The organism is Paenibacillus sp. LK1, assembly GCF_002750415.1.
In the GTDB taxonomy this organism is placed as follows: domain Bacteria; phylum Bacillota; class Bacilli; order Paenibacillales; family Paenibacillaceae; genus Paenibacillus; species Paenibacillus taichungensis.
Window position 1 is genome coordinate 773,998 of record NZ_PEII01000001.1, and the last position, 13,812, is coordinate 787,809.

Here is a 13,812-nt window from a genome sequence, read left to right on the forward strand (position 1 = left end):
CTCCCTATTAGATATTTTATTGTGCATTTTCTCTGTACAACACCATGCCCGCATGATAAAGCACGTCGTCCTTAAAGTCTCCATCCGCAGTAAAGCCAGTATCATCGACATATTCAATATGGTCTCCATCGACTGCATACCGACCTTGATACGCACTTTGCCTATTTCCCCGCGCTTCATCATAGCGCCCGTCAGGGAGAAGTTCATGTCTGATGTACCCGTCCTTCGTCACCCACATTCCAACATACGGGTGCTTCACTTCTTGTTTATTTCCTGTTGTGCTGCCTGCCATATTTCCACGACACTCCTTTATGTTGCCAACAGATTTAATTGCTTACCTTCATTATGTAAGGAATCAGTCTCTATCCGATAGAAGAATCCCACAGTATTCTTGCCTATTCGTCCAGTACATTCTAAAATAGTTAAACGAGTACGAGCAAAGGAGGGCCAGCAATCCATGCTTTCAAAAATGGATCAGGATACAGCTATTGTTCAGCAGCAGCAGGAATTGGCCCGTCTGATCAGCCGTTTCACCCACGAAGACGGGGTTCATCTAACAGCAATTCCTTCGCTTGCTTTGATCCGTGCTTCCCAGGTTTCAGAGCCCATTCATGCCGTGCACGAACCCGCCCTGTGTATTGTGGCCCAAGGGTCCAAAGTGGTTATTCTCGGACAGGAGAGCTATACCTATGACTCTTCACAGTATTTGGTTGCTTCCATAAATTTGCCTATTTCAGGGCAAGTTGTACAGGCTACGACAGAACATCCCTATCTCTGCCTGAGACTTGATTTTGATTCAGGGCAGATTTTTGATCTTATTCAGGAAGCTCCTTCTACACAAACCAAACCCGACAATTCAACACGTCGTGGGTTGTTTGTAAGCTCAACCAAACCTCCGCTTCTGGAAGCTGTAATCCGATTGGTCAGGTTACTGGATACACCTGAAGACATTCCTATACTTGCACCGCTTATGATCCGCGAAATTCTATATCGCCTGATTCAGGATGAACATGGACATTCCATCAGGCAATTTGCAGTCCAGAACAGTCACGCACAGCATATCGCTCAAGTCATTGAATTGATTCAATCAGACTACGCCCATCCGCTACGAATCGAGCAATTGGCTTCCATGATCAACATGAGTACATCCTCATTGCATTATCATTTCAAAGCCATTACCGCCATGAGCCCACTGCAATATCAAAAACAGATTCGATTGCAGGAGGCACGGCGAATGCTGCTTGCAGGTTCAACCGATGCAGCCGATGCTGCATTCCAGGTTGGGTACGAGAGTCCTTCCCAATTCAGTCGGGAGTACGCTCGCATGTATGGTCTTCCTCCCAAAAGTGATATCAAACGCCTTCGCCATACACTCCATATCGAATGCTAAATATAAGCAAAAAAACCACGTCATAATGACGTGGTTTTTGGGTTTTGTTGGCTAGCAGCCTTCAGGAGAAGATGTTCTTCTTTTCAAATACAGACATCTGATTCTCCCCGATAATGGGGCACTCATCCGGAAACATGCTTCGCTTCTCCATCTTCTCATCTATAAAATCGACGATCTGTTGCAAGGATGCAATCTGTGATTCAATTTTCTTCCGATGGTTCAGCAGCATTTCACGCTCATCCGGGAAATCTTCCAGGTCCGAATCCATCGACATCTGTAAATAAGGCTTCATCTCCTCCAGAGACATGCCTGTTTTTTTCAAACAAGTAATAAGCTTCATCGTCTGGATATCCTCCGAACGGTATACCCGATGACGATTGGCCTTGCGTTCAGCCCGGGGAAGAAGTCCAATCTTCTCATAATAACGAATGGTATCTTCCGATAATCCGGCCTGTTCTGACGTCTCTTTAATGGAGAACACTTCAGTATCACTCATCATCGTCGACCTCCTCCGCTTTCATTGAACTCTATCTTACAACTTGGAGTTAGCTCCAAGTCAAGGTTGTTTTGAGTTCATCGATACTACAATATAAACCAACAGTACGCTTGACTTGGAGTCGACTCCAAATTATAGAATGAGCGCATTAGACAGATTGGCTCTGTCATCCCATTCACTCAGGAGGTATTTATATGAATTCAAACCATACACGTCATACAGCCTTAATTACAGGATCAACTTCGGGAATCGGTCTTGAACTGACCCGCAGTTTGTTAGCCGAAGGCTGGCAGGTTATCGGCCTCAATCGTTCCGCTTTTCCGAAGGAAGACAGTGATATTCAGGACGGATTGCGCTCTGGCCAGCTCCGTTGGGTTCAAGCTAACCTTACGCAGTACGATAGTCTGAGAAAAGCATTCAACCAGATTAAATCCGAAACGGATTCCATGGATGTATTGTTTAATAATGCCGGAGGTAGCGGTAATGATCTCCGTTTGTCGGATCAGGGACATGAAATGCACTTTGAATTACAGACCGTGGTGCCGTACATCATTTACATGGAACTACAGGATCTCCTTCACAAAAGCACCTTGAAAACCGTTATTAATACATCCACCAGTGCGTTTAATATGGTCAAACAGTTTAACCTGGACATCCTGGAACATCCAGCCGAGTTCAAAAAGCTGTTCGGTCCTTATGCGACTTCGAAGCTCGCACTGTCTTTATGGACACGCGAAGCTGCTGCTTCCCCTGCGGCTAAAGGGATTCGGTTACTCAGCGTGGACCCTGGAGGCAACAATACACTCAGAGGTAACAAAACATCCGGACTACCCTTTTATATCAAACCAATCATGAAGCTGTTCTTCCCACATCCAAGTCACGGAGCTTCTCTGCTGTATAAGGCTGCCATTGCGCAAACCAGTCTTACATCCGGTACGTTTCTGATGAAAAACAAACCCACTAATCTCCGGTTTACGGAGCAAGGCCCAGCCATTTTGAACAGAGTGCATGAAATTTATGAGCATGAATTTTTGCAGCTTGACTCCAAGACTGATCCAGTAAGCAAAAAAAGTGTCTGAGCTTTCTTCTGTACTTTGGATATAATTCCCCGTCCCTCATAATTGACAGGCTCTGGTTCATAACTTCTCTATACCGACATCTGTCATGGGATGAAGTATGAACTGGAGGAATCTGCATATGAAAAATGAAAACAACAACAATGGCAAGCCATTAATTATACCGCAGCCAATACGAAAAGACGGTGCCGGAGGACCCGATCTGGGACCTCGGGATGTGATGAGAGATTTACAAAATCCGGATATGCTGGTGCCTCCGGAAACCGACAACGGCTTATTACCCAACCTGAGAATGTCTTTTTCCGATACACATATGCAGTTGAACCATGGCGGTTGGTCCCGCGAAATTACAGTACGGGACCTGCCCATCGCTACGACACTGGCCGGTGTAAATATGAGTCTTACACCTGGAGGTGTAAGAGAGCTGCACTGGCATCAACAATCGGAATGGGCGTATATGATCTGGGGGACGGCACGAATTACGTCCGTGGATCAGCAAGGACGTAATTTTATTGCAGATGTGGGGCCGGGAGATCTGTGGTTTTTTCCAAAAGGTCTGCCGCATTCCATTCAGGGCTTAGCTGATGGGTGTGAGTTTTTGCTTGTTTTTGATGATGGGTCCTTTTCCGATCTGAATACATTATCCATCTCTGATTGGTTTGCACATACGCCACCAGAGGTGTTATCCGTCAATTTTGGCGTACCCGAATCTGCATTCCAATCCATGCCAAAAGAACAGGTTTACATTTTTCAGGATCAGGTCCCTGGTTCCCTCGCTAGCCAGGAAGTTCAGTCCCCCTATGGCACAGTTCCACTCTCCTTCAAACATCGGCTGTTAGCCCAAAAACCGATCATTACACCAGGAGGCAGTGTGCGCATTGTAGACTCCACCAACTTTCCGATCTCCACAACCGTTGCCGCAGCACTCGTGGAAATAAAGCCTGGAGGTATGCGCGAGCTTCATTGGCATCCTAATGCGGATGAATGGCAATACTATTTGACTGGGCAAGGAAGGATGACGGTTTTTGGAGGGAATGGCATTGCACGCACATTTGACTATCGGGCTGGAGATGTTGGATACGTACCTGTAGCTATGGGGCATTATATTCAGAATACGGGCACAGACACGTTATGGTTTTTGGAGATGTTTAGAAGTGATCGGTTTGAGGATATCTCCCTAAATCAATGGATGGCATTAACCCCGGAAGAGCTTGTACGTGACAACCTGAACGCTTCCCCTGAACTACTTCATGCATTGCGTAAAGAAAAATGGCCCGTTGTTTAGTGGAGCTACACCTCTATCAAATAGAGGCAAATCGGTTAAAAGTTAAATAATCCCAATACGGAGGTGGAATATAAAGATGAAAGCCGTTACTTTTCAAGGAACCAAGGATATTCAAGTAAAAGAGGTTGAAGACCCGAGATTACAGCAAAAGGATGACATCATCGTCCGTATTACTTCTACAGCCATATGTGGATCAGATCTACATATATATCAGGGAGCACTGCCCGCCCAAAAGGATTATGTCATCGGTCATGAGCCTATGGGCATTGTTGAGGAAGTGGGGCCCGAGGTAACGCGAGTAAAAAAAGGAGATCGTGTGGTGTTACCATTTAACATCTCCTGCGGCGAATGTTTTTATTGCAATCACGACATGGAGAGCCAGTGCGATAACTCGAACCGCAATCCGGAGGTTCATACCGGTGGTTATTTTGGCTTCACGGAACGGTACGGAAATTATCCTGGCGGTCAGGCTGAATTTTTGCATGTTCCTTATGGAAATTTCATGCCGTTTGTCATTCCCGAATCATGTGAACTGGAGGATGAAGCTCTGTTATTCCTGTCCGATGTGCTTCCTACTGCGTACTGGAGTGTTGAGAATGCTGGGGTGAAGCCAGGAGACACTGTAACTGTACTGGGCAGCGGGCCGATTGGTCTTATGGCACAAAAATTCGCTTGGATGAAAGGTGCCAAGCGAGTAATTGCAGTGGATCGTCTTCCATATCGACTGGAAAAAGCCAAACGAATGAATGATTCCGAAGTATTTAATTTCGAAGATTACGATGATATGGGTGAACATATTCGCGAAATAACCCGAGGCGGAGCGGATGTTGTCATCGACTGTGTAGGCATGGATGGCAAGAAATCCACTTTGGAGGAAATCGGACAGAAGCTGAAAATTCATGGCGGTTCATTGAGTGCGATTGAAATCGGCATCAAGGCTGTACGCAAATTCGGGACGATGCAACTGACGGGGGTTTACGGCTCGTCTTATAACATGTTCCCCCTAGGCAATCTGTTTGAACGAAACATTAACCTTAGAATGGGACAAGCTCCTGTCATTCACTATATGCCGGAGCTTTTCCGCAAAATCACGGCTGGCGAATTCGACCCTACCGAGATCATCTCCCACCGCATTGCGCTGGAAAATGCGAAGGAAGCTTACCGGATTTTCTACGAACACGAAGACGAATGTACCAAAGTTATACTGAAGCCTTGATTTGATTGTGTAACGATTAAAAAAGCAGAAGTCCCTTACACGGGACCTCTGCCTTTTTTGATTTTGCTTTTGCTCACTTTAACTATTGCTCCTACAAAGGATCAATATGATAATGCGAATAAACCTTATTTCGCTTTTACCGCCTGAATGTAAACACTCTCTCCTTTGAAGCTAACGAGTCTGCCAGACTGCGTCACTTCAAAATTGAAATACTTCTTAATTACAGATGGCGCGCTCAGCATGCTTGCTTCAAGCTCTTTACTCTGCGTCTCCGGAAGTCCAGCCCTGATGCACCAGTCTTCAAATGTAAAGTGTTTCTCAAAGGAAACCATCGTTTCCATTCGAAATCCGGCAAGCTCCAACATCCGAATCCATTCCGTCTTACGCCATGCCCGAACATGACTTCCATCACGCCACTTCTCGATTTCATTGTAAAATTGGTCGCTCTCATCACGTTCAGGTGCCACATTATCAATTAATAACAGTCTGCCACCAGGTTTCATTACCCGAAGCGCCTCTGATACAAAGGATTGCACGTCTGGAAAATGGTGTGCAGCAATGCGACAGGTCACAAGGTCAAAGAAATCATCCTCGAAAGGGATATGTTCAGCATCTCCTGCAACAAAATCCACATTCTGGTGCCCGTTTCCCCGGATAAAGCGTTCAGCCACTTGTAACATCTCATCTGTTAGATCCAATGCGATAACCTGCTCCACAAGCGGAGCTAACGCATTGGCAACATGTCCTCCTCCAGTGGCAATATCCAGCACCTTCATATCCGAGCTCGCTTGAGATGAAGCCACAAGCAATGCCAGATCATCCCCCTTAGCATGACCGGCACTAGTCACATATTTCTCTGCATTTTTAGCAAATTGTTTGCGCACCTGTCCTTTAACCTGATCATTAGACATACTCTCTCCTCCTTCAAGTTTCATTAGATGAAACTAAGTTTCATTATTTTGATAATATATATCTTATCATAGAATGACCTGGAGCGAAATAAAAAAGCATCTCCCCAGTGAATTTCACTGAGAAGATGCCATCTTATTTTTAACTTTTAAGGAAACTTTACTCTTTGACTTATTTCACAACGGTCGGCGATTTTTTCCATAGTCCGAGAATCAGACCGGAGATTACTGCACCGATTGCTACAGCGAGCAGGAAGAGTAATGCGTGATTCGCCAGTGCCGCAACGAAAATCCCTCCATGCGGAGCAGGTACGTTAATGCTCCACAGTTGAGTCAGTCCACCTGCAACAGCAGAACCGAGAATACAGGATGTCAGGACACGCAGCGGGTCAGCCGCAGCAAATGGAATGGCACCTTCTGTGATGAAGGAAAATCCGAGCACATAATTCGTCAAACCTGATTTACGTTCTTGTTCCGTAAATTTCGATTTGAAGAACGTTGTAGCGAGTGCAATCGCCAGCGGCGGTACCATACCGCCTGCCATAACAGCTGCCATCCAAGCACCATCCGTATTGCCGCTCGATGTGAATACACCGATAGCAAACGTATAAGCCGCTTTGTTAAACGGTCCACCCATATCGATGGACATCATGCCACCAAGCAGCAAGCCAAGCAATACAGCATTTCCAGTACCCAGATTGCCAAGCGCATCTACAAGCCATGTGTTAAGGGAACCGAAGATTGGATCAAAGACATAGAAACTGATTGCACCAACGATAAGCAATCCGAACACAGGATACAGCAGGATCGGTTTCAAACCATCAATTGCTTTAGGCAGTCCTTTAAACAGCTTGCGCAGACCAATTACAACGTAACCTGCCAGGAAACCGGCAGCCAGACCACCAAGGAAACCGGCGTTTGAATTCACGGCCATCAATCCACCGACCATACCAGGCATCAGGGCCGGACGATCACCAATACTCATCGCAATAAATCCGGCTAGAACAGGAATCAGGAAGTGGAATGCACCAGTCCCGCCACCAATGGTTTGCAGCAGTTGCACAATAGGATTTTCTGGACTTGCAATTTGTTCAAACAAGAAGGATATAGCGAGCAAAATCCCGCCACCCACGACAAATGGAAGCATATGCGAGATCCCGTTCATCAAATCTTTATAAATCTTGCTGCCCATGCTCACTTTGCCTTGGTTTTCTCCTTCACTCTTGCCACCGTTACCGCCCTGGCTTCGGTAGATCGGAGCGTCCCCATTAACTGCCTTACGAATAAGTTCTTCGGATTTGCGAATGCCATCACTTACAGGTCTTTGCAATACCGGTTTGCCATCAAAGCGCGCCATTTCCACATTTTTATCCGCCGCAACGATAACCCCTTTGGCACGCGCGATTTCATCAGCTGTCAGTACGTTCTGTGCTCCTTCGGAACCGTTGGTTTCCACGCGGATATTAACGCCCATTTCCTGTGCTTTCTTTTTGAGAGCGTCTTCAGCCATGAACGTGTGAGCAATACCTGTTGGGCATGCTGTTACTGCAACGACAAAATCTTCAGATGCCGCATCACCAACAATAAGGCCTGATGTATTTTGCTTCTGTCCATTCGCATTGTCCGAGCCAGATACAGCGTTTGTTCCATTTGCAGCTTTTGCTGTTTTTTCCGCTTCAGCTTTTTCTTTGGCAGCTTTTTTCTCCGCTTCCTCCGCCTGTTTGGCATCGAATAATGCAGTCACTTCTTCAGGAGTGTCCGTGCTCATCAGCTGCGAGATGAAATCGCTATCAATCAACAGCCTGGAAAGAGCCGCAAGTGTACGAAGATGTGTATTGGCCGCCCCTTCTGGAGCTGCAATCATGAAGAAAATATGGGCCGGTTCATCATCAAGTGCTTCAAAATCAAGACCTTTTCGACTCTTGGCGAATACAACTGTTGGTTCATTAACTGCTGTTGTCTTGGCATGAGGCATGGCAATACCGCCACCGATCCCTGTGCTGGATTCCGCTTCACGTTTATAAATCATTTCCTTAAACAGAATTGGATCATTAATACGTCCGCTACGGTTTAAGCTTGCAATGAGTTCATCGATAGCCTCTTCTTTCGTTGTGGCTTGCAGGTCCATGATCATCGTTTCCTGGATCATCAGGTCTGTTATTCTCATTTTGGTACACTCCCTTAAATTCAGTCGGCCTCTGTGATGCAGACCGACTTATAATTGTACTTCTTGCGCTGTTATATGCTATCCATTGAATCCCCTCTTCTAAAAGGGGCATGCATTCCATTCATTTTGTACGGACTATATTTGGGTTATCGTGACTTGAGTACGCAGCTGTTCAATGAGTTCCCGAGTTGCCAGATCATCCGAGAAAGCCGTCGCACTCCCCGAAGCAACCCCTGTTCGGAACGCTTCAAGCAGGTCTTCGTTTAGTCCAAATGTCCCTACGAATCCACCGATCATGGAATCTCCAGCACCGACCGAGTTCTTCACGACTCCTTTTGGCACACTCGCATGGTAGACATCTGTTTTGGTAATCAACAGCGCTCCTTCTCCTGCCATGGAGATCAACACATGTTTGGCACCTGCTTCCAAAAGCTTGCGACCATACGTCACCAGTTCCTCTTGAGAGTCAATCGTCACCCCGAAAAGTTCAGCCAGTTCGTGATGGTTCGGCTTCACCAGCAGCGGTTCATGTACTAAAGCATCCAATAAAGCGGGGCCTGTCGTATCGATTACAAAATCGGCACTTGTTTGTTTGCACACGTTGATCAGACGATCGTAGAAATCGGCTCCCAGCGAAGGTGGTACACTTCCCGAAAGAATGACGATATCTCCTTTTTGCAGTGCGGATAGCTTGTTAAGCAACTCTTCTACTTCCTCTGGTCGAATGGCTGGTCCCAATCCGTTAATCTCTGTCTCGTCTCCATGCTTCAGCTTGATGTTAATCCGCGTATCATCTGCGATGGTAACGAAATCCGTCAGGATCTTATCTTCCTGTAATTTGTCATTAATGAAGCGGCCCGTGAACCCTCCCAGAAATCCGAGTGCAGTGTTTTCGGCTCCCAGTTGATTAAGCACTCGCGATACGTTAATACCTTTGCCTCCAGGAAGTTTCAGGTCCCGATTCATGCGATTCAAATCACCAAGCTTCAGATCATGCACTTCCACGATGTAATCAATGGAAGGGTTAAGTGTTACGGTATATATCATGGCTATCCCTCAATTATTTTAGTTTTCTCGGCGATTACAGAGCGCCAGTGTTCCGGCATACGTTCTGTGATCAAGTCTGCCTCCTCAAGGTCAAACAGTTTGGCAAAAGTAATTTCTCCAATTTTGCTGGAATCAGCCAGCACGTAAGATTTACCGGACAATTGATGTGCACGCCTTTTAATCAAGGCTTCCTCCGGATCAGGAGTTGTATACCCCATTTCGGCGTCCACTCCGTTGGTTCCAATAAAACATTTATCAAAACGGAAGTTGTCCATGTTCTGTAATGCGATACTGCCAATCACGGCTTTGGTGTGAATTTTCATCATTCCGCCAAGCAGATAGCTGCGTATTCGTTTACTTACCAGCGCTTCTACATGAGAAAGCCCGTTCGTCACTACCGTAACGTCCTTGGCTTCAATATAGGGAATCATGGCTAATGTTGTCGTCCCTGCATCCAGATAGATACATTCACCATTGTTGATCTCCTGCGCAGCTAAACGAGCAATCGCCGTTTTCTGTTGAATGTTTTTGAACGTTTTTTCTTCCATACCTGGTTCTGGCGTCTTTTCATTCACTAGAGCAGCACCACCATGTATGCGTTTCAGCATCTGACGGCTCTCCAGATCAATCAAATCGCGCCGTATCGTTGATTCAGAAGCACCAAGCACATCGACAAGCTCTTGCAGTTTCACAATTCCTCTTTCGTGTAAGCGCTCTATAATTGCAGCATATCGTTCTTCAGTTAGCATTTTCATTCCTCCAACTGCTTTTATAGTAACATAAAATCCGTAAAAAACAATCATTTTCATTCAAATTAATTTAAAAACATCCAAAAACCATCAACATTCGACATTTAATAGACATCAAACATCGCATTCAACCCTAAATATCGTTCAAAATCGTTCAAATCTTATTTCTTTTTCAGAATGTCCATATCCTCTTTCTTCTTCCATGCATTTGATAATATCGAACGAATGATTTCGTCTCTATTTCCACATGGGAGGTGGCCGTATGACGAATAGTAGAAATAAACACCGAAGACCTTGTATTCCTCATACAGGTAAAATAAATTCTTCACTACGCTTCGGGTGGATTTCCTCCAACTGGAGCGGTTATGCCCGAGCGAGTGACAAAGCTAAATTCAGACGTATCTCGGCTGAATGGAACGTGCCCTTTGTTCTACCATCATCCAAGTCCTCATACTCCTCAGCCTGGATCGGTATTGATGGATACGAGAATTCCAATCTCATTCAGACTGGAACAGGCCATGACTGGGTTAACGGCCAAGCTAGTTATTATGCCTGGTGGGAAATTCTTCCGGACGTTGAAACGGTCATCCCTTTTCCTGTATCACCAGGAGATCGGATCAGAGCTGCCATTTATAAAATCAATCGTACCCGCTGGTGTATCACACTCCATAACCTGACTCAAAGTTGGACTTTCCGCACCGTTCAGCAATATACAGGCCAACAATCATCCGCGGAGTGGATTGTAGAAGCCCCATCAGTGGGAAGTTCCATCTCCAAGATGGCAAAAATTACGCCTGTCACCTTCAAATGTTGTCGCCTGAATGGTTGCTCCCCCGGCTTCGTTGCCAAAGAGAAAGGTATCATGATTCAGCAAAAACAGGTTGTTTCCATTCCAGGAGCACCGGGACCACGCGGAGACTCTTTCGTCGTAAAACGAAACGGCTAAGACTTCTTCGTTGACAGATTCGTTAATGAAAAAAAACTGCAATGAGCCGTATTCGGCGTACCATTGCAGAATGGATATTCGGTCATTGTGGAATTGACACGAGTCTCTTTTTTCAATTATAAGAATAGCTCAGCCCTGTCTGGTTTGGGTTTTACCCAATTTCCTTCTTCATTAATAAATGCTCCCTTGAAACGCCCCATCTCCAATTTCTCTATTAGCTTCATCTCATCCAGCACCAGAATTTCGGACAACTGCTGCAAACTATAAAAATCACTTGGATCATAATCCAGCAGAATTGGAACAGCCATGTCGTACAGTTCTTTAATTAGATTTTCCAATGAATGACGCCCGAGGTTGTCCATGGTTTGGAAATACTTCAGATCATGGGACACCAGATTGCGGAACGATTTATCTTTCAAGTTCATCCACAGCGTATTACACGCCTGAACACTCATATAGTTCTGCTCTACATCATAATATTGGATCTCATCAATCTTCATATACTTTTCCTGAAAAGCCACAATTTTGATCAAGGGTTCATTTCGTTTGCGTGACGCTTTCTTCAAATGAGTTCTGAACCCCTCATAATCCATGATTCTCACAATAATCTATCGCCTGCCTTAACGCTGTATAATTCGATATTTTACAGCATTATATAAGCACCCGTAAATGTAACTTTAGAAAAAGGAAAACCGTACAGCATCTTACTCCGCTGTACGGTCATTTTGAATACTCAGATTCCAACTTCACTCTTCACCCAACTCGCAGTAAATTCCTGTTCGTTATACTTCAAAAATTGCTCCAAGATCTGCTCACGGTCATCCAGGAAAAGCTGATCGGCTACAGCTGAAACCAACTTCGGCACAGCATTCTTTGTCCCCGATATTGCCGAGGCAGAGAGGCCGCAACTTGCAAGTGCAGAGTAGTTAAAGACAAACAACCCACGCAGTTTAACCTGTCCCTCCTCATCTCTGCTGGTCATTGCAAACCCGGGACTAAGGTAGGGATGTGCGTCAAGTAATGCATTCCTTTGTTCCATCGGAGCTTGAAAACGGTCTGCCCAGCGTGCAATGTGTGCCTCCACCATTCTGAGCTCGGGGCGCAGTGACGGATCACTCACCATACCCGTGCTGATGACCAGAAAATCAAAGGAGTGCTGGCCCTGTGGCGTAGTCACTACCGCTTTCCCATCCTTCATCTGTACATCCAGCCAAGGCGCATGAAGATGTAATTGGAAGCCTGGCCATGCAGCGGCCCGGTTGAAGGTATCATTGGTTGGTGGCTGATTGTATTTAAAAAAATGGGAAATGGTCGCATACTTATCCTCGTCCGACAATACGTGAAAACGTTCGATCATACCGGATTGTTCCATCTGACGTATCGGGTTAACGCTTGGCAATTGTTCCCGCCGCACAAATACGTGAGCCTCAGCCACGCCTGTGGCAAGTGCAAAGTTGGCATTATCAAAGGCAGACGCCCCGCCACCAAGTATGGCAATCCTTTTTCCTTTTAACCGTTCATAATCAATTAGCTCGGACGTGTGAGCGTACAGATGTCTAGGTACTTTCTCAGCGATCATCGGCGGTACATGCCATTCTCCACCACCCTGGATGCCCGTAGCCAAGACAACCTTTCGTGCCAGCAACATATTACTTGGAGCCCCTGCACCCGTAATGTGTAGCCGGTGTAAGCCTCCATCTGCAGGTTCAATCAGTCTCAGCTTCACTTCATTCACGACAGGTAGTTTAAGCACATCCCTGTACCAACGCAGATAGTTCATCCATTCGCTGCGCGGAATTTTATCAACCTCATCCCATCCCGAAGGACCCGCTTGCGCTTCCCACCATGCTCGAAACGTCAGCGAAGGAATACCGAGATCAATGGAAGTCAGATGTTTTGGTGTACGTAACGTGACCATACGCGCGTAAGTTTCCCAAGGTCCCTCCAACCCTGCGGCATTTTCATCAATGACCAGAATGTTGGATATCCGCTCACGTAGGAATCCAAAAGCAGCCCCCAAACCGCTCTGCCCACCACCTACAATAACGACATCATAGATATGGCCTTCGTCATGTTCGCGAGGGCGAATCCAATCCGCACCTCCATATGCGAGATAAGCCAGATCATCTTGTACTCGTTGGTTTAATGTTTCAAGGCTCATCATTCATCAACCCTTTCAACGTCCACTCGTATGCTGCTACGAACCGCTCGTTTAATGTTATGTTGGTGTAATAATTTGTTTTGTTGATGGATATTCTATAAGTTCAAAGTAGCCTAATTCATTTACCATATGGATAAAGACGGTGATTCCGTCTCAATCCCTTACATCATTTTCATAAGGATTAGCGTTATTATATGAGTTGGAGTCATTTTTTTGAATATCACGACAGATTTCTTGTCATCAGATCTAAAAATATCTAACATGCTTGTTAACTATAACGAAACCAAATTTTAACGACTTCGTCCTGTATGTAAAAAAGACAGATCAGGTTGGATATTAACGGTCGATCCAACCCAGATCTGTTTTCGTTT

13 protein-coding genes are annotated in these 13,812 nt (G+C 45.6%); 5 read left to right on the plus strand and 8 right to left on the minus strand.

Going from position 1 to position 13,812, the window contains the following annotated elements; genetic code table 11:
• Positions 1 to 16: 16 nt before the first annotated feature.
• A complete protein-coding gene (locus CS562_RS03525) occupies positions 17 to 292 on the minus strand; it encodes an Atu4866 domain-containing protein (protein WP_076292083.1) in 276 nt (91 codons plus the stop codon).
• Between the two features lie 165 nt (positions 293 to 457).
• Between CS562_RS03525 and CS562_RS03530 the strand changes: the two genes are divergently transcribed.
• Complete coding sequence (locus CS562_RS03530) at positions 458 to 1,390, plus strand: AraC family transcriptional regulator (RefSeq protein ID WP_099853602.1); 933 nt, start codon at positions 458 to 460, stop codon at positions 1,388 to 1,390.
• Positions 1,391 to 1,451: 61 nt separating this feature from the next.
• On the opposite strand, the gene CS562_RS03535 is transcribed toward CS562_RS03530, so the two are convergent.
• Positions 1,452 to 1,889, minus strand: coding sequence for a MerR family transcriptional regulator (locus tag CS562_RS03535; RefSeq protein ID WP_076292084.1), 438 nt, complete (start codon positions 1,887 to 1,889; stop codon positions 1,452 to 1,454).
• 191 nt (positions 1,890 to 2,080) lie between these two features.
• On the opposite strand from CS562_RS03535, the gene CS562_RS03540 reads away from it, so the two are divergent.
• The 3 genes from CS562_RS03540 to CS562_RS03550 all read left to right on the plus strand — a co-directional run bounded on the left by CS562_RS03540 (position 2,081) and on the right by CS562_RS03550 (position 5,463).
• Positions 2,081 to 2,965: an SDR family NAD(P)-dependent oxidoreductase gene (locus CS562_RS03540; protein WP_099853604.1), complete on the plus strand. Its 885-nt coding sequence runs from the start codon at positions 2,081 to 2,083 to the stop codon at positions 2,963 to 2,965.
• A 118-nt stretch (positions 2,966 to 3,083) separates the two neighbouring features.
• Positions 3,084 to 4,247: an oxalate decarboxylase family bicupin gene (locus CS562_RS03545; protein WP_076292086.1), complete on the plus strand. Its 1,164-nt coding sequence runs from the start codon at positions 3,084 to 3,086 to the stop codon at positions 4,245 to 4,247.
• 76 nt (positions 4,248 to 4,323) lie between these two features.
• The gene (locus tag CS562_RS03550; protein ID WP_099853605.1) at positions 4,324 to 5,463 is read left to right on the plus strand and encodes a zinc-dependent alcohol dehydrogenase; all 1,140 of its coding nucleotides are present in this window, start codon (positions 4,324 to 4,326) and stop codon (positions 5,461 to 5,463) included.
• Between the two features lie 125 nt (positions 5,464 to 5,588).
• Here CS562_RS03550 and CS562_RS03555 read toward each other — a convergent pair whose 3' ends face one another.
• From CS562_RS03555 to CS562_RS03570, 4 genes are all read right to left on the minus strand, one after another.
• Positions 5,589 to 6,374, minus strand: a complete 786-nt coding sequence (locus CS562_RS03555) for a class I SAM-dependent methyltransferase (protein WP_099853607.1) — start codon at positions 6,372 to 6,374, stop codon at positions 5,589 to 5,591.
• A gap of 169 nt (positions 6,375 to 6,543) precedes the next feature.
• Positions 6,544 to 8,538, minus strand: a complete 1,995-nt coding sequence (locus CS562_RS03560) for a PTS fructose transporter subunit IIABC (protein WP_099853609.1) — start codon at positions 8,536 to 8,538, stop codon at positions 6,544 to 6,546.
• 135 nt (positions 8,539 to 8,673) lie between these two features.
• Complete coding sequence (gene pfkB / locus CS562_RS03565; RefSeq protein WP_076292090.1) at positions 8,674 to 9,585, minus strand: 1-phosphofructokinase; 912 nt, start codon at positions 9,583 to 9,585, stop codon at positions 8,674 to 8,676.
• A gap of 2 nt (positions 9,586 to 9,587) precedes the next feature.
• Positions 9,588 to 10,334: a DeoR/GlpR family DNA-binding transcription regulator gene (locus CS562_RS03570; RefSeq protein WP_076292091.1), complete on the minus strand. Its 747-nt coding sequence runs from the start codon at positions 10,332 to 10,334 to the stop codon at positions 9,588 to 9,590.
• A gap of 262 nt (positions 10,335 to 10,596) precedes the next feature.
• Between CS562_RS03570 and CS562_RS03575 the strand changes: the two genes are divergently transcribed.
• A complete protein-coding gene (locus CS562_RS03575; protein ID WP_076292092.1) occupies positions 10,597 to 11,280 on the plus strand; it encodes a G1 family glutamic endopeptidase in 684 nt (227 codons plus the stop codon).
• Between the two features lie 116 nt (positions 11,281 to 11,396).
• Here CS562_RS03575 and CS562_RS03580 read toward each other — a convergent pair whose 3' ends face one another.
• Together CS562_RS03580 and CS562_RS03585 are read right to left on the minus strand one after the other, a co-directional pair.
• Positions 11,397 to 11,846 (minus strand): hypothetical protein, encoded by a 450-nt coding sequence (locus CS562_RS03580; RefSeq protein WP_099853612.1) that lies wholly within the window; start codon positions 11,844 to 11,846, stop codon positions 11,397 to 11,399.
• A 167-nt stretch (positions 11,847 to 12,013) separates the two neighbouring features.
• A complete protein-coding gene (locus tag CS562_RS03585; RefSeq protein WP_076292094.1) occupies positions 12,014 to 13,441 on the minus strand; it encodes an FAD/NAD(P)-binding protein in 1,428 nt (475 codons plus the stop codon).
• Between the last annotated feature and the right edge of the window lie 371 nt (positions 13,442 to 13,812).